This window comes from Vibrio sp. NC2, assembly GCF_025195005.1.
GTDB classification, from domain to species: Bacteria; Pseudomonadota; Gammaproteobacteria; order Enterobacterales; family Vibrionaceae; genus Vibrio; species Vibrio splendidus.
The window spans coordinates 31,672-48,602 of record NZ_JANVFC010000006.1 but is presented as its reverse complement, the minus strand read 5'-3'; the positions used below and the strand labels follow the sequence as shown (position 1 = coordinate 48,602).

Annotated in this window: 15 protein-coding genes; 7 read left to right on the top strand and 8 right to left on the bottom strand. The window is 45.2% G+C overall.

Features of this window, described 5'->3' with window-relative positions:
• Positions 1–61 precede the first annotated feature (61 nt).
• A complete protein-coding gene (locus NX845_RS10370) occupies positions 62–1,315 on the top strand; it encodes a D-amino acid dehydrogenase (RefSeq protein ID WP_260256805.1) in 1,254 nt (417 codons plus the stop codon).
• A gap of 81 nt (positions 1,316–1,396) precedes the next feature.
• Here NX845_RS10370 and NX845_RS10365 read toward each other — a convergent pair whose 3' ends face one another.
• The 4 genes from NX845_RS10365 to NX845_RS10350 form a co-directional block, all read right to left on the bottom strand.
• The gene (locus NX845_RS10365; protein WP_065681557.1) at positions 1,397–2,134 is read right to left on the bottom strand and encodes a dienelactone hydrolase family protein; all 738 of its coding nucleotides are present in this window, start codon (positions 2,132–2,134) and stop codon (positions 1,397–1,399) included.
• A gap of 216 nt (positions 2,135–2,350) precedes the next feature.
• Positions 2,351–3,280 carry a 1-aminocyclopropane-1-carboxylate deaminase/D-cysteine desulfhydrase gene (locus NX845_RS10360; protein WP_065681556.1) on the bottom strand — a complete coding sequence of 310 codons (930 nt, stop codon included), beginning with the start codon at positions 3,278–3,280 and terminating at the stop codon, positions 2,351–2,353.
• Between the two features lie 161 nt (positions 3,281–3,441).
• On the bottom strand, positions 3,442–4,740 hold the full coding sequence (locus NX845_RS10355; RefSeq protein WP_065681555.1) for a HAMP domain-containing sensor histidine kinase: 1,299 nt from the start codon (positions 4,738–4,740) through the stop codon (positions 3,442–3,444).
• On the bottom strand, positions 4,737–5,414 hold the full coding sequence (locus NX845_RS10350; RefSeq protein ID WP_029224595.1) for a response regulator transcription factor: 678 nt from the start codon (positions 5,412–5,414) through the stop codon (positions 4,737–4,739). Before NX845_RS10350 ends, NX845_RS10355 begins: the two co-directional genes overlap by 4 nt.
• Before the next feature lie 125 nt (positions 5,415–5,539).
• Between NX845_RS10350 and NX845_RS10345 the strand changes: the two genes are divergently transcribed.
• The 3 genes from NX845_RS10345 to NX845_RS10335 are packed head-to-tail and all read left to right on the top strand — an operon-like array spanning position 5,540 to position 8,494.
• Positions 5,540–6,559 carry a glycosyltransferase family 2 protein gene (locus NX845_RS10345; RefSeq protein ID WP_065681554.1) on the top strand — a complete coding sequence of 340 codons (1,020 nt, stop codon included), beginning with the start codon at positions 5,540–5,542 and terminating at the stop codon, positions 6,557–6,559.
• Positions 6,556–8,043: a glycosyltransferase family 39 protein gene (locus NX845_RS10340; protein WP_102456084.1), complete on the top strand. Its 1,488-nt coding sequence runs from the start codon at positions 6,556–6,558 to the stop codon at positions 8,041–8,043. The genes NX845_RS10345 and NX845_RS10340 overlap by 4 nt, the downstream gene beginning before the upstream one ends.
• A complete protein-coding gene (locus NX845_RS10335) occupies positions 8,030–8,494 on the top strand; it encodes a GtrA family protein (protein ID WP_102567601.1) in 465 nt (154 codons plus the stop codon). The genes NX845_RS10340 and NX845_RS10335 overlap by 14 nt, the downstream gene beginning before the upstream one ends.
• A gap of 113 nt (positions 8,495–8,607) precedes the next feature.
• On the opposite strand, the gene NX845_RS10330 is transcribed toward NX845_RS10335, so the two are convergent.
• On the bottom strand, positions 8,608–10,914 hold the full coding sequence (locus tag NX845_RS10330; RefSeq protein ID WP_004736506.1) for a YgiQ family radical SAM protein: 2,307 nt from the start codon (positions 10,912–10,914) through the stop codon (positions 8,608–8,610).
• 330 nt (positions 10,915–11,244) lie between these two features.
• Between NX845_RS10330 and NX845_RS10325 the strand changes: the two genes are divergently transcribed.
• Together NX845_RS10325 and NX845_RS10320 are read left to right on the top strand one after the other, a co-directional pair.
• The gene (locus tag NX845_RS10325; protein ID WP_108189369.1) at positions 11,245–11,925 is read left to right on the top strand and encodes a hypothetical protein; all 681 of its coding nucleotides are present in this window, start codon (positions 11,245–11,247) and stop codon (positions 11,923–11,925) included.
• Positions 11,926–12,057: 132 nt separating this feature from the next.
• Positions 12,058–12,258, top strand: coding sequence for a DUF4250 domain-containing protein (locus tag NX845_RS10320; protein ID WP_017076390.1), 201 nt, complete (start codon positions 12,058–12,060; stop codon positions 12,256–12,258).
• A 175-nt stretch (positions 12,259–12,433) separates the two neighbouring features.
• Here NX845_RS10320 and NX845_RS10315 read toward each other — a convergent pair whose 3' ends face one another.
• Positions 12,434–13,345 (bottom strand): LysR substrate-binding domain-containing protein, encoded by a 912-nt coding sequence (locus NX845_RS10315; protein ID WP_102538183.1) that lies wholly within the window; start codon positions 13,343–13,345, stop codon positions 12,434–12,436.
• Positions 13,346–13,624: 279 nt separating this feature from the next.
• On the opposite strand from NX845_RS10315, the gene metE reads away from it, so the two are divergent.
• Entirely contained in the window at positions 13,625–15,973 is a 2,349-nt protein-coding gene (gene metE / locus NX845_RS10310) for a 5-methyltetrahydropteroyltriglutamate--homocysteine S-methyltransferase (RefSeq protein WP_102538182.1), read from the top strand.
• A 108-nt stretch (positions 15,974–16,081) separates the two neighbouring features.
• Here the strand turns inward: metE and NX845_RS10305 are convergent, their stop codons facing one another.
• Together NX845_RS10305 and NX845_RS10300 are read right to left on the bottom strand one after the other, a co-directional pair.
• Positions 16,082–16,480, bottom strand: a complete 399-nt coding sequence (locus NX845_RS10305; RefSeq protein ID WP_004736511.1) for a GspS/AspS pilotin family protein — start codon at positions 16,478–16,480, stop codon at positions 16,082–16,084.
• A gap of 1 nt (position 16,481) precedes the next feature.
• Complete coding sequence (locus NX845_RS10300; protein ID WP_004736512.1) at positions 16,482–16,778, bottom strand: YciI family protein; 297 nt, start codon at positions 16,776–16,778, stop codon at positions 16,482–16,484.
• Between the last annotated feature and the right edge of the window lie 153 nt (positions 16,779–16,931).

Here is a 16,931-nt window from a genome sequence, read left to right as displayed (position 1 = left end):
AGTTTTAGACTGACAGCTGTGTTCGGCTGGTTTTGGCTTTGTCGGGCATTAGGGGAAGAGAATGGAAGTTATTGTAATTGGCAGCGGTGTTATTGGATTGACCAGTGCTTGGTATCTGGCAAAAGAAGGTCACTCGGTCACGGTTATTGATCGTCAAGATAGCAGTGGCAAAGAAACCAGCTTTGCGAATGCAGGGCAAATTTCTTATGGCTATTCTTCACCATGGGCGGCGCCTGGTATCCCTTTGAAAGCGATGAAATGGTTAACCCAAGAACATGCCCCTCTTAAAGTAAAGCCTTCGCTTTCTCCTGAGTTAGTTTCTTGGGCGACGAAGATGCTCGCCAACTGCAATGAAGCCAAGTACGCACAGAACAAATCACGGATGTTGAGAGTCGCAAACTACAGCCGAGATTGTCTGACTGAGCTAAGAACCAGTGAGCAATTGGCTTATGAAGGTAGGCAGAAAGGGACGTTGCAAGTGTTTCGAAGCGAGAAGCAATTGGATTTCATTCAGCAAGATATGAAGCTGCTTAAAGAAAGTGGAATTGAGCACTCGTTGTTTGATGTTGAGCAATGCCTATCCATTGAACCAGGTTTATCAGATGTGAAAGATAAGCTGGTTGGCGGCCTGTATTTACCACATGATGAAACCGGTGATTGCCATCAGTTCTGTTTAACCTTGACTGAGAAAGCCAAGCAACTCGGTGTTAGGTTCGTGTTTGATACTGAAGTGGTAAGTTTGAATCATCAGAATCAAAACATTGAGAGTATTACTACGACTCAAGGTGAATTCAAAGCGGACGCTTACGTGGTCGCTTCAGGAAGCTATTCTCGAGACTTGTTGAAGCAAGTTGACCTGTCTATTCCTGTTTATCCAGTGAAAGGGTACTCGCTAACACTACCGATCGTGAATGCAGATAAGTCACCAACCTCTACTGTAATGGATGAAACCTACAAAGTAGCGATGACGCGTTTTGATGACCGGATTCGTATTGCAGGAACGGCAGAGCTTGCTGGTTTTGATTATCTTATTCCTGAAAAACGTAAAGCCACGATTGATATGGTGGTCAAAGATCTCTTTCCACAAGCGGGTGACTTTTCTAAGGCTGAATACTGGACTGGGCTAAGACCAATGACGCCAGATGGCACTCCTATTATCGGCAAGACTCCGATTAAGAACTTATTTACCAATACGGGCCATGGAACATTAGGTTGGACGATGGCGTGTGGTTCAGGGAAGATCTTGGCAGGCATAGTCAGTGGTTCTTCAAGTGATATCAAAACAGATGACTTGAGTATTCATCGTTATTTGTAACAACATGATGTAATGATGGTGAAAGTAACCCCATTCTTAAATTTTAGAATGGGGTTGTTTTTTCTGGGTGGGTGTCGAAAGTTATCTGGTGGTGGTTTCTAGCACATGGGTAAATCTATCCCAGGATTTTTGGTCAGCTTCTTGTTGGTAGTTGTTTGAGCCGAATACGGTAAAGGCATGTGGCGCACCACTGTAGGTGATCATTTCATGCGGAACCTTGGTTGTTTCAAGTTGAGCGGCAAGGCTGCCAAAATCTTTCATTGTAATCATAGAATCTGCTGTGCCATGGAACACGACAACCGGAGCTTTTGTCTCAGAGTAGTCTTGTCCTTTTGGTGTCGATAAACCGCCATGGAAGGTCACATAAGCTTTCGATGGGATGCCAGCACGAGCGGCTTCTAAAACGGCAGCGCCGCCAAAGCAGTAACCCATCATCACGTTGTTATCTAAGTTACCACCAAGCCTTTTCGCTTCCATTGCTCCCGCATTAAGTAGTGCACGCATTTTTTCTCTGTCTTTATACAACTCGCCTGTGTGTTGTTTTTTGTCTTTCACTTCGGTCGGGCGAATGCCTTTACCAAATAGGTCGATGGCGAACACGTTGTAACCGAGTTCGTTGAGCATCTCAGAACGTTTCTTTTCGTAATCAGTTAAGCCATCCCAATCGTGGATTAGCAGCACCAAAGGCGCTTGGTCTCTGGCCTCACTCCAATAACCTTCGTAATCCATACCATCGACTTGGTAAGTGATGTTTTCTCCTGAAATCGCAGAGAAGGGCAGTAAAACTGAAAACAGGCCGAGCGTAGTGATTGTTCGCATGCGTGATTCCTTTCGATGACAATTGATGTTCCAATCGAAAGTATAGATAACGCGATGATTCTCGCCAGATTTCTGTTTCTAACTTGAAATGTATGGCAGGGATAGCAGGTGGCTATTGCTGATGAATAGCCATCGAGAGGGAGTGCGATGGCTGTTTTGTGATGTTCTCAGCTTACCAAAACTTGAATAGCTAAACTGGGGAATAAAGGAAAACAACTACCAAGATGCGTTGGTTTTGCTAATGCTCATCTCCGGATACTTACGCTGATAGCGTGGCAACATCGATTCATTACCTAAGATGCCACCTTGATGGATATAGATGACGGTTTTGGTTGGGTTGTCTTGTTGCCATTGTTCCAAGCATTGCCACATCAAAGGGTCATAGAGCAGGTCAAATTCAATGTCGGTTTGCTCTTGTAGATCCAACCAGGTTTGATAATCCTGCTGATACAGCTTACCGAAATGGTGTTTGGTTTTGAGCGGTAAAATCTGTGGGTGATCGGATTCGCCAAGTTCATTGAATTGCTGCGTTAAATAGTCATTACCGCCAACACACGCACAGGTTAACACCGGGATGTTGTGCATTTTTAAATGCTTATGTAGATATAGAGCTGTACTGCCGGTGCCTGCTGGTAGTGCCACCACGAAATCGTGTTTGTTTTCGAAACGCGTCCAGCTGAGTATTTCCATTGCCAGTTGCTTCACGCCGTATTCAGAAAGCTGAGAGCGTCCACCTTCAGGCAATACAATGCACTGAGAATCTGGCTGTCTTATTTGCTCAATATACTCCTGCGGATGAAGCTCAGAGCCCGTCATTTTGACTGAAATAACCTTAGCGCCCAAGTCTACAGCGCCACGGTAATTGCCGATTGGACGTTCTTGTAGCCATTGAGGAAGGTGGTCAACGTAAAACTCAAGCGTCCAGCCTTTAATTTTTGCAAGTGCGGCTAGCGAGAACAATGAGTTAGCTTGAGCGGAACCGTAGCTTATTAGAGTGGTGATGTTTGGGTGATCGTCTTCCAGTAGCTTCATGAACTTTCGCGCTTTATTGCCGCAAAAGTGAGAGTGGAGTTGATCGTCACGCTTCAAGAAAAAGGTGCGGTCGTTGTATTGATGTTGAGTTACAGGGCTATTATTTAGTTTCATCGCACTTAGACAAAACGCTGACTAAGAAGCCAGCATTTTTAGTTCAAATAGGACTAACAAGTATCTAGTAGCCTGCAAGTGCTGTAAACCAACTAAATCAAGTTTTCGTAGGATATTGAGTACAGTACTACGAGTTTATTTTGTGCTGATCTAGTTGATGTTTATGTTTTTGTAGATGTTTGTTTAGATGAGGTTGAATCTGTCTGAAAGGCGATTCTGGCAATGCACCCTCCAGAGTTGCGATTGACCAACTCAAAACCCCAATGGAAGCGTTGGCACAAGTCGTCGACAATCAATAAACCTAATCCATGACCATTCGGATTGTATTGTTCCTGAAGGCCTTCACCTTGGTCTTCAATCACAATACTCTGTTCGGACAGGGTAACCGTGACAGTGCCACTATTGGTCGCTGCAATGGCATTCCTCAATAAATTGCCGACCAACATATTCATGATCGCGCTGGTGGCTTGAATAGTCGGCTCTGATTGAATGTGTAGGGATATCTCGACTAGCTTTTCATCCGCCTGTAATGAATTCTTGGAAACGATAGCTTCTAACTCTTGCTGACTAAACAAGCGCAGCGGTGCATCGTCACTGTTTCTTTCATAACGAACTAAACCGAGTAGGGCATCGACCATTTCTGACATCTGGATAATAGCTTCATCAATGCGCTCAACCTGACGAGATTGAAATTCCGTTGTTTCGCTTCTTAATAGCAATTTATTCGCACCACGAGCGACCGTTAGTGGGGTTCTTAACTCATGACTTGAATAACGAGCAAACGCTTGTTCACGTTTGATCAAGGAATTGATTTCTCTACGGTATTGATTGAGTTGGTCTGTTAACTGACGAAACTCAACAGCTGCACCTTCACTGACATCAAACTCTTCCCCTAGGTCGAGTTTGTTCGAGTTGAGTTGCTCAGATAGGGAATTGAAAGGCTCAATCAGTCGTTTGGAAAGACGAGAGAGTAAGGTACCAAAGCTAAATATCAAAATGGATAACAGCACCAACACGAACGAGATGGCGTATACCAATTCATAGGTATCAAATTCGACGCGATCTATCTCAGACATAAGGATGATCGGGTAAGTTTTACCTTCATGAGAGTATTCTCCCACATAGATCATTCGCGATTCCGGCTCGTCGCCGACTTCACCAAGGAAGTTATCCTTACCTTCTATGTAAGGTGTGTACTCTTTTGGTACAAATGAGAGGTCATTGTACGCCATGGTGAGACCGTCAATACGTATTGCGCCGCTCTCGCCAGCTTGAAAGAGTTCGACAGCATAGTTTCGGTCAATCAGGATGCGTCTTTCTCCAACCCGGTCTTCTGACATATACAACCCGGCAACAAAAACGACATAGACGAATGCAGATACAATCACGGCCATCAACCCAAAGAAAAGCGCTAGGCGGCCTGTGAGGGTTTTGGTGCTTGTCAGAACATTTGAAATCAATTCGATGGCTCCAGACGGAATCCAACTTTAGGAACGGTAATCAACATTGGGGTGTCAAAAGGCTTGTCGAGTTGATTACGCAGTTGATAGATATGGCTACGTAACACATCGTTGTTGGGTTCGTCTTCTTGCCATAGCTTGTAGGAAATATCTTCACGAGTCACTACTTCAGGTGCTTTTTGGCACAGCATCTCAAGGATGGTGTAAGTCGTTGGGTTAAGCGCGAGCAGTTTGTCTTTACGGTAGGCTTTACGGGTTTTTTGATCAATGGTGAGTTCATCAAACTGAAGCTTAGAAGAAGCCACTTTTCCTCGGTAACGACGAACAAGCGCTTTCATTCTGGCTTCCAAAATATCCAAATCAAAAGGTTTGGTTAGATAGTCATCGGCACCATGCTCAAACCCTTTTAACATATCATCGCGGCTATCTAACGCAGTCAACATCAAAATAGGTGTCGCGTTGCCTTGGTCTCGCAGTTTATTACAAACCGTGAGGCCGTCCATTCTTGGCAACATCAGATCCAATATGATGATATCAAATGAGTTTTCCAACGCGAGTTGTAAGCCGAGTTCGCCGTTGTCCGCATAATCGAGTTCCATGCCAATACACTCAAAATAATCAAACAAGACACCTGCGATTTCACGGTTATCTTCGACTAATAGAACTCGTTTCATTTTGATTCTCATACAGAAATAGACGGTAACATTATCCTGAGTGAGCGTGAAAAATATGTCAATAACATAACTTTCACTTATGGGAGGGTAGATTGGATTCAGATTAAAAAATAGAAGAACGTATTATGTCTGAACTTCATATAAGCCGCCCCAAGATATCTACATCGCAGATCAACCCTGCGGTTTCTCTGTCTATCATTGTGCCTTTTTACGATGAACAAGAGGTGTTGGAAGAGTTCCACTCTCGCCTTACCAAGGTGCTTGATAGCTTACCCATCAAGAGTGAAATCGTTTATGTCGATGATGGTAGCAAAGACAGCAGTTTGGAGTTGGTGAGTTCATTCACTTCAATCAATAGCTCAATTTCTGTTATCGGTTTAAGCCGTAATTTTGGCAAAGAATCAGCGATGAGCGCAGGCCTTGAGCACTGTCGTGGACAAGCGGTGATTTTGCTAGACGCTGACTTACAAGATCCACCTGAGTTGATTCCGCAAATGATTGCCAAGTGGCGCGAAGGTTATGACGTAGTCAATATGCAGCGTAGCCAGCGCGACGGTGAAACATGGTTTAAGAAGTTTTCAGCAGCGAGCTTTTACAAAGTAATGAACGTGGCGGCGAAGATTGATGTTCCTGAGAATGTGGGTGATTTCCGACTGTTAAGCCGAGAAGTTGTCGACCATATCAATCAGCTTCCAGAACGTAACCGCTACATGAAAGGCATTTTTTCTTGGCCGGGTTTCCGACAAGCGACGCTCCAATTTAAGCGTGATGCTCGCTTCTGTGGTGAGACCAAGTGGAACTACCTCAAATTAATCGGTTTGGCGATGGATGGGATTACCTCGTTCTCTATCCGACCTCTGCGTATTGCGACGGCCGTTGGTGGTTTAGTGGCGCTTACTGCTTTTGTGTATGGCGTCTTCATCGTATTCAAAACCATTACGTTTGGTGAGCCTATCATGGGCTACCCGTCAATGATGGTCGTGCAACTTGCCCTTGGCGGTATTCAACTCCTGAGTATTGGTTTAATGGGTGAGTACATAGGTCGTATTTTTATCGAAACCAAGAATCGCCCTCTGTATCTGATTCAGTCGGTGGTCGATACACCTGCATTAAAAACACATTTCAAATTAGAGGAGTCAGCATGAGCCTGAACAGAACGCACCTATGGTATTTGTTGGCTTTTGCACTGGTTCTAAGACTCCTATCTTTGGCGACTTATCCGTTAATGGATACTACGGAGGCGCGCTATGGAGAAATGGCTCGCTTGATGGTGGAAACCGGCAATTGGTTAACACCTCAGTTTGATTACGGCATTCCTTTTTGGGGCAAGCCACCGTTGTTCACATGGATGAGTGCTGCTGGTATTGAGCTGTTTGGTTTGAGTGAGTTTGCTGTTCGTGCACCTCACTGGTTAGCGGGAGTAGCGACAATTTTGTTAACCGCTTACATGGCGAAGCGAACTGGGCAAAGTGCGTTGGTTGCCGCGGTAGTGTTGGCGACATGCGGTATTTTCTCTATTGCCGCGGGCGCTGTGATGACAGACATAGCATTAACCTTAGCGATGACCATTGCCATGTTAGGCTTCTACTTGTGTTGGCTAGGAGGAGAGGGTTGGAAAGGTGAAGGCAGTGCGAAGACTAATCGATCTTGGGGTTATGTTGGTTTCATTGGCTTAGCACTAGGCTTGCTTGCAAAAGGGCCAGTAGCGATTGTGATCATGGGTATCGCAGTTTTCCCTTGGTTAGTATTACAACATGGCTTCTTTGGCGCTTTCAAAGTGCTTTGGCAACGCTTTCCATTGTTGTCTGGCTTGGGTGTGATGCTAGCGATTGCTTTGCCTTGGTACATCATGGCTGAAATGGCAACACCGGGCTTTATTGATTACTTTATTGTTGGCGAGCACTTTAAGCGCTTTGTTGTGAGTGGCTGGGAGGGCGATTTATACGGTTCTGCCCATGATCAAGCAAGAGGCATGATCTGGCTGTTTTGGCTTCAAGCGGCTGCGCCGTGGTCGATTGTATTACCTATATTGGCATTTGCTCGACGTAAGAAAATTGCAGAAATTAATACTGAAAATCGCGGCTTGTTTTCATTTCTTGTCTGTTGGTTGATTTCACCTCTAATTCTTTTCACTATGGCGGGCAATATTCTCCCAGCTTACGTCCTGCCAGGTATTCCGGCTCTTGGCTTGTTGATTGCTATACTCGTAGTGGAAAAAGATAAGAAGTGGTTTTCGAGCGTGGCTTTGGTTCTACCTGTGTTGCTAATGATTGCGATGGTCTACCTGAATCTCGGCAAGGCGAACGAGAAAAGTGACCGTATTATCTTCGAACAGATTACGGATTCTGCGCCAAGCTTTTACGTGGGTAAACGACCATTCTCAGGGCAGTTTTATAGTCATGGGCAAGCGAAAAAGCTACTTGATGTTGAACAGTTAGATGGTATCGACAAGTTCTATCTGATTGGTAAAAGAGCGGAAGTGGAAACCAAGATTAAAGAGAACGCATTGACGTGCATTCTAGAGCCGACGGTGAAAATAAAGCGTGCTTTATTCAGCTGTCATAGCTCAAGCATCAAGCCAAATCTATCGTTGAGTCATATTCAAAGTGGCAGCGATGTTCAGCGTTAACTCGGGGTTACGAATGTTCAACAACAAGCTTCAAACGCACAGTCAGAGGTTACAGTCCCACCACAAGGTGGTTCGATTTGCTGTGGTTGGGGTTGGAGGGTTTGTTGTTGATTGCTTAGTGTTTGCGTTACTGCATTATGCCGTTGGGCTGCCTTTGATGAGTGCACGGATAGGATCTTTCATTGCAGCCGCCACGACAACGTGGTTTGGTAATCGAGTGCTAACTTTTGACTTCAAAGGGCAGGGTAGTTGGTCAGAGAAGTTGATTCAGTGGCAAAAGTTCATGTTTTCCGCATCGATATCGGCGATACCTAATTTGCTGTGCTTTAAGCTGATGACGGAATTGCTTCCTGCATTTACTGGGGCTGTATTTATCGCAATGGCCGTTGGTATCTTGGTGGGCATGGTCACTAACTATTTGTTTAGTCATTATTGGGTCTTCACCCGTTAAGCTCTCTTGTAATCAATTAGCCAATTAAAAATATTGGTAACAGACACAAAAAAGCGCAGCTAAATAGCTGCGCTTTGTATTTTTACGATAGTGAAGTAAATCGGCTCGCGATATTAACGCTGTGTTGCGCGCTGGCGATTCTTTCCGTTACTTGCTGGTTTACCACCTTGACCATTGCCCGCTTTGTTGCGGTTTGGCTTGCCATTTCCGCCGCCATTGCCTTGCGATTGCTGACTAGCAGGGGCTTTTTTGATGAAGCCAGTCGCTGGTTTATTACCATTACCGTTCTGCTTCCCGTTGCCCTGATTGCCGTTGCTTTGGCTACCTGTTGGCTTCTTACCACCCGGTTTAGGCTTATTGCCACCAGGCTTAGAATGGTTACGTGGGCTTTCGCCGCCAAGACCCGGTTGAGCTTTACTGTGCTTAGTTGCAAAACGTTGCGAGCCGTGACGACCAGACTTACGACGCTGTGCTGGTGTTTGAGCCTCAAAATCTTCTTCTGGCACTAAGCAGTTCGCTTTGTCACCAATTAGGTGCTTTTTGCCCATGCTGATCAGTGCTTCACGGATGATCTTCCAGTTCTCAGGATCGTGGTAACGAAGCAGTGCTTTATGCAGACGACGTTGACGATCACCTTTCGGTACAGGAACATCTTCACGTTTTTTGTATTTCACGCGTTTCAGAGGGTTGGTCTCTGAGTAGTACATCGACGTCGCATTACACATTGGCGATGGGTAGAAGTTCTGTACTTGGTCACACTCGTAGTTGTGCTTTTTCAGCCACAACGCAAGGTTAAGCATGTCTTCATCTTCCGTGCCCGGGTGAGCAGAGATGAAGTAAGGAATTAGATACTGTTTCTTGCCCGCTTCAGCGCTGTACTTCTCGAACATCTCTTTGAAACGATCGTAAGTGCCCATGCCCGGTTTCATCATCAGATCCAGAGGGCCTTTTTCAGTGTGCTCTGGAGCAATCTTCAAGTAACCACCAACGTGGTGAGTCACAAGCTCACGTACGTATTCTGGAGACTCAATCGCAAGGTCATAACGAACGCCTGATGCGATCATTACTTTCTTGATGCCCGGAACCTTTCTCGCTGAGCGGTAAAGATCAATGGTGTGCTGGTGGTCTGTGTTCAGTTTTTCACAGATTTTAGGGAACACACATGATGGGCGACGACAGTTAATTTCAGCTTTAGGATCAGAACAACCTAGACGATACATGTTCGCCGTTGGGCCACCCAAGTCAGATATGGTACCGGTAAAGCCAGGTACTTTATCTTTAATGTCTTCGATTTCATCCAAGATCGATTCTTTCGAACGGTTCTGGATGATACGACCTTCGTGCTCTGTGATTGAACAGAAAGAACAACCACCAAAACAACCACGCATGATGTTAACCGAGGTTTTGATCATGTCGTATGCAGGAATTTTCGCTTTGCCATACATAGGGTGAGGAACACGCTTGTAAGCAAGGCCAAACACGTAATCCATCTCTTCAGTTGCAAGAGGAATTGGCGCTTGGTTTACCCATAGTTCGCGGTCACCGTGACGTTGAATAAGAGCGCGACCTGAATACGGGTTGGTCTCTAGATGTAGAATACGGCTAGCGTGAGCGTAAAGAATACGGTCGTTATTGAGCTTTTCGAAACCAGGGATACGAACCGCGGTTGTTTTTGCATCGTGACGAGAAGGACGAATAGTAATTGGCTGCGCCTTTACTTCTTCTTTTTCATCTTTCTTGGTATCACACTGCGTTTCTACTTCGTACGGGTTAACCGGAACGTAGGCTTTGTTCGGTTTTTCGATACGAGAAGAATCAATAATTTTGTAACCTTCAGGCGCTGCAGGCAAGTTGATAGCAGTACCGCGAATATTTGTCAGCGTTGACATATCTTCGCCGTCGGCAATTCGGTGTGCGACTTCAACCAGTGCACGCTCAGCGTTACCGAAAAGAAGAATGTCTGCTTTTGCATCAAACAATACAGAGCGACGAACTTTATCAGACCAGTAGTCGTAGTGCGCAACGCGACGTAAGCTCGCTTCAATACCACCAAGAACGATTGGTGTGCCTTTGTAAGCTTCACGACAACGTTGAGAATAAATCAGAGTTGCACGGTCAGGACGCTTACCACCTTCATTGTTTGGTGTGTAGGCATCGTCGTGACGAAGTTTGCGATCAGAGGTGTAGCGGTTGATCATGGAATCCATGTTACCCGCAGTGATGCCGAAGAATAGGTTAGGTCTACCCAGTTCCATGAAGGCATCTTTACTGTCCCACTTTGGTTGAGCAATGATGCCCACGCGGAAACCTTGAGCTTCAAGTAAACGGCCAATGATAGCCATACCAAAGCTCGGGTGATCGACATAAGCATCACCAGTTACAATAATAATGTCACAGCTATCCCATCCAAGAGCATCCATCTCCTTTCTACTGGTAGGCAAAAAGGGTGCTGTTCCGTAGCACTCGGCCCAGTATTTTTTGTGTTCGTGAATAGGAGTGATATCGCTGTACATATTTCAACCTCTGATTTTTGAGGCGGGAATTATAGCGGCATGAGCCTAGACTAGCCAGTAGAACATGCCCCTGTTAGTTCTGATGTCTTTCGCCATTTTGCAGATAATGCTGACAAAAGAACCATACAACAGCATAGTTGAAGCCTTGAATAACGTCGCTAATTTGTGATTTTGATTAGTGTTCGCAGCAGTTTTTGATATTATTCGCGAAAATAAGTCTGAATAAGTAGATCCACAATGGTCGAATCATTATTAGTACAATTTGCTCCCATGCTATTAGGAGCCCAACTGATCTTAACTTTAATCTTAGTGAAGGGTGATATTTGCCCTGGTCAACGTGGCCGTATTCACAAGATGTTACCTGCGATTGGCGTGCTTTGGCTTGCTGTTGCTTCATTAAGAATTGAAGCGTTTCTTGTCGTGTTCGCGATCTTTTATTTCTATTCTCAAGTTCAAACTAAGAAGACACGTGATTCTGGTCCTATTTGGGTGATGTACCTTGCATGTGGTTTGGCGCTGTCATACGTTGCTATTCAAGCGACGGAGCAAGCAACCACCGTCGGTATTATTACTACTTTACTGCTAGTGGCACTGTTGGGGTCTGCGTTTGGTCATTTACTGCTGACGATTGCGAGAACACGCTTACAAGCATTTCACCGTGTGCTGCCTGTTGTGGGCGTATTAACAGGCATGTTGGTGGTGTTGGCGACCGTGATTAACGTTTATTCACTGTCTGAAGCGCAATTAGAACCTGTTATTTCAACCTTGTTGTTTAGCTTTGCTTTGCTTATCTCTTCTATCGTGGTTTGGTGTTGGCATTTGCTGTTTGTCAAAACACCTGAGAAGCTGCAATTAACGATAGCATTGCTGATGTTATTAGCATCAGTGATTGGCTTAACTCCGGTTTGGGCATTGTAAGAGGCTGTCGATCTCTCGAAACTTTTAGTTGATTAAATCCGTTATAGCGAAAGAAGTGTGATCTGTTTTTAAGCATGCGGCTAGTAAGCGTTCTAAACTTAATTCTAATCGTGTGTTCGTTAGGAGTTCAGGATGGATTTAAGCAACGTCAAAGGTTTCGATAGCATTATCTTGCTCGGGATCGTCAACGAAAAGCTTCGTTTGGAATGTGATAGCTTTGAAGAGCTGGTCAGCATGTATGAAATGGATATAGAAAGTGTCGTAGGTAAGCTCGATATGCTTGGCTATCAATACGACCCACTGACTAATCAGTTCAAGTCTTATCCAAGATAAACATCGAATTGGCGTGCTATCGCTCGTGTTCAAAGAAGTATGTCCTCCAGTTGATACTGAATTGATACTGAAAAAAAGTCACAGATTATCTGTGACTTTTTTGTATCTGGCGCTTATTTTTTAAGCTTGCATCTAACGTTGAACGCAGGCTCATTTCACCTAACAATCAATACCCTTAAACGACCTCAATCCCATCTAGGTGACTCTTACTCTGCTGTCTTGCCGTGCTAAAGAAAGCCTGCAGATAACGTTTGTCTTTCTCAGAGTTTCTTACCGCCGCAAACAGTCGTCTTGAAAGTCCTTTGCCCAGTGGTTTACTGGCAATTAACCCTTGTCTTGAAAACTCGCTGATCGCCCAGTTCGGCAATGCCGCAACACCTAAACCAGCCGATACCATTTGTACCAACATTAATGTGTTATCTGCCTGTTTCCATTTCTTCGGCTCTACGCCTGCCGGTTGCAAAAAGTGCTTCACAACATCAAGACGCTGTTTTTGAACCGGATAAGAGAGCATCGTGATATCGCTAAGATCTTGTGGATCGATGCTTGGCTTTTCTGCCAAAGGTGAGTTAATGGCGGTGATCAAACGCATTTCAAAATCAAAGAGCGGTTCGTAATGGACCTCTGAACGCGGCTGAATGTCTGAGGTGATCACCAAATCGAGTTCTCCAGCCATCAATGCCGGTAGAGGCTCAAACCCGAACCCTGACGAGAAATCGAGCGTTACGCTTGGCCAAGCAACTTGGTATTCCTTCAAAGCAGGCATTAGCCATTGGAAGCATGAGTGACACTCGATCGCCATGTGCAATCGGCCATTCACATCCTCTTTCAGGCTCGCCAACTCATTCTCTGCTTTAGCAATCTTTGGCTGTATCTCATCCGCGAGCTTAAGCAAGATCTCACCCTCAGAGGTGAATTTCACTGGCCTAGTTTTTCGTAGGAAAAGCTGACCGCCAATACGCGCTTCAAGGTCTTTTAATTGATGAGAAAGCGCCGACTGAGTCAGGTGAAGAGAGGTCGCAGTGGCTGTTAACGATCCGCTGTCTCTCAAGGTGGTCAATGTTCGAAGGTGTTTAAGCTCTATCATGAGTATTCCTCATATTCCCTAAGCCAATTCAATATTTCTTAATAATCACCCTACGGTGTTTTTGGTCTTTTGTAAACGTCTAGATGTCCGGATGGATTTAATCTGTTCATCTTTGGATGATTCAAGATGAATATTATTAATAAACAAGATGAATATTTGGACGTTGTCCATAGATCGGATTAGGGCGATAGTTTAGCCATCCAGACGCCTTTTTGGGAAAGTGAAATCATCAAAGGCAGTCTGACCGGAAATTAAAATTATCGAATAAGGAACAGACTCATGACAACAACAACGCATATTCTTGGCTACCCACGCATTGGTGAAAAACGCGAACTTAAATTCACGCTCGAGAAATACTGGCGCGGTGAAATCGATCAATCTGAGCTCAAGCAACTCGGCAGCGAATTAAGAAATCGTAACTGGAATGTACAAGCTGACGCGAATCTAAGCTTTGCAACTGCGGGTGACTTCGCATGGTACGACCATGTTCTAACAACGACTCTACTTCTAGGTCATGTGCCAAAACGTCATGCTGGTGGAGCAGAAGATGAAAAAGCCTTCCCAGATCTGGATACCTTGTTCCGTGTAGGTCGCGGTCAGTCTCAAGTTCAGTCTACTTGCTGCGGTGGTACGCATACGTCTAATGATGTCACGAAAGACAGTTCGGCTGCTTCCGACATGACCAAGTGGTTCAATACCAATTACCACTACATTGTTCCTGAGTTCAGCAAAGACGATTCGTTTGAGGTGAGCTGGCCACAACTGTTCGATGAAGTGAATGAAGCGATTAAAGCCGGGCATAAGGTGAAGCCAGTCCTTCTCGGCCCACTGTCTTACTTATATCTAGGCAAAGAAGTGGAAGAGGGCTTTGACCGCTTAACTCTGTTGCCTCGCCTTCTTACTGCCTATCAAGCGATTTTGGCTAAACTAGCCAAGCTGGGTGTTGAGTGGGTTCAAATCGATGAACCTATCCTTTCTCTGGAACTTGAAAAGCAGTGGGCTGATTCATTCAAACTGGCTTATCAAGTGATTCAAGGGGACGTAAAGCTACTGCTCACTACGTACTTTGATTCGGTGACTGACACGTTAGACAAGATCGTGGAATTGCCCGTCAACGGCTTACACATCGATTTGGCTGCCGCACCGCAGCAACTCGATGAAGTGGTGAATAAGTTACCGGAAGATTGGGTACTTTCTGCGGGTGCAATCAATGGACGCAATGTTTGGCGAGCAGACTTAGCTTCTCAGCTTGAGTTACTGCAACCTGTGAAAGAAAAGCTAGGCGATAAACTATGGGTCGCAAGTTCATGTTCACTACTGCATAGCCCGGTTGACCTTGAGTTAGAAGAGACGCTTAGCGAAGAAGTGAAGAGTTGGTTTGCCTTTGCAAAACAGAAAGTGACCGAGGTGAGCTTATTGGGTGCGGCGTTAGACGGCGATCAAAGTGCCATTTTAGCGTGTGAGACTTACAGCCAACCTATTGTTGCACGCAAGAGCGCGACTCATGTGAACAAGCCTCAGGTACGAGAGCGCCTTAATACCATCACGAAAGCACTAGCAGATCGAAGTGCGCCATATGCAGAACGCGCCGCACATCAGTCTGAAGTTCTCGGCTTACCGCTATTACCAACCACAACCATTGGTTCGTTCCCACAAACAGGAGAGATCCGAGTTCAGCGCAGTGCTTACCGTACTGGTAAACTGAGCGAAGCGGAATACACCACCGCACTGAAAGGTCACATCGCGGATGCGATTAAGCGTCAAGAAGCTCTGGATTTGGATGTGCTTGTTCATGGCGAAGCTGAACGTAATGATATGGTGGAGTACTTTGCAGAAAACCTAGCAGGCTTTCAAACCACCAAGTTTGGTTGGGTACAAAGCTATGGCTCTCGCTGCGTGAAGCCAGCGATTGTGGTCGCGGATATAGAACGTGAGAAACCGATGACGGTGGAATGGTCGACCTATGCACAATCTCTGACTTCGAAGCAGATGAAAGGCATGCTGACAGGACCCGTCACTATTCTATGTTGGACATTCCCACGTGAAGACATCTCACGCAAAGAAATCACCAATCAACTGGCGTTTGCTCTGCGAGATGAAGTGTCTGATTTACAAGACGCAGGCATTAACATTATTCAAATTGATGAGCCTGCTATTCGCGAAGGTTTACCACTGAAAAAGCGGGACCACGCAGAATACCTAGAGTGGGCGGTTGATGCCTTTAAGATCTCAGCGGCGAGTGCTAAACCAGAAACTCAGATCCATACCCATATGTGTTACAGCGAGTTCAACGAGATCATTGATTCAGTAGCCGCGCTAGATGCCGATGTGATTACCATTGAGACTTCTCGCTCGAACATGGAGCTACTGAAAGCGTTTGAAGAGTTTAACTACCCGAATGCGATTGGACCGGGTGTTTATGACATTCACTCGCCAAACATTCCTTCAGAGGAGTGGATTGTGGATTTACTTAAGAAAGCGGCAGAAAGAATCCCAGCAGAACGTTTGTGGGCGAACCCAGATTGTGGATTGAAGACCCGTAACTGGGCAGAAACAGAAGCCGCACTAACTAACTTAGTTTCGGCGACTAAGACACTGCGTAAAGAGTGGGAGTCAGCTGAGGCATAATTCAATCTAAGATTTTGATTGATCCGTTAATCCACGATGAACCACAACAAAGGCCTCGCATTTGCGAGGCCTTCTGTTTTTATACTTGTTCGAATCTCGAGCTAGAAACTAGCTGCTACTTTGACACGTATCTTTACTGATCAGCTTCTCAACGATCAGTTGTCCGCGAGTGTTGCGAATCTTGATGTTGTAAGCCAAGCCCATGTCGAGGTTTGCTCTTACTTCAGAGTTGGTGCAGTAGCTATTCACACTCATGTCTACAACTTGGTTTAAAGGTTTAGCACCTTTTGCATCTTGGTTGTAGATCATCATGATTTCGATAACCGTGTTTTTTGCTAGCACGCGCATGACCGATAGCGGACCATACTCAATCGGCAAGCCTGCGGATAAAACGCCAGCGCGATGCTGCGCCATCATTTCTAGCTGTCTTTGTTTGTCTTGTTCACTTGATGAGCTGCAGCCTGCAAGCAGAACAGCGGCCAGTGAACCGATAATCCATTTTTTCACGTTAAAATACTTTCTTGAATGGTTTAACAATCACATTTTGGTAGACACCTGCAGCAATGTACGGGTCTGCGTCTGCCCATGCCTGTGCATCGTCTAAAGAATTAAATTCAGCAATCACAGTAGAACCTGTGAAGCCCGCTTCACCAGGATTATCTGAATCAATCGCTGGCATTGGACCTGCTGTCAAAAGGCGGCCTTCATCGTGAAGTGTTTGTAGGCGTTCTAGATGTTGTGGGCGAACACTTAGGCGTTTTTCTAATGAATTTTCGACGTCTTGAGAAAAAATCACGTACCACATATTGAGATATCCTTATTTTACTTCACTAAATTGAGGGCGTTTAAATTCGCTATCTTGCTAATTTACGCGAACTAATTGGTATTGGAAGAGCTAATGATAAGAAATTGTGAAATGGTGCGGGAGAGTGAGAAGGTCTTTAGCATTTTTAATCGA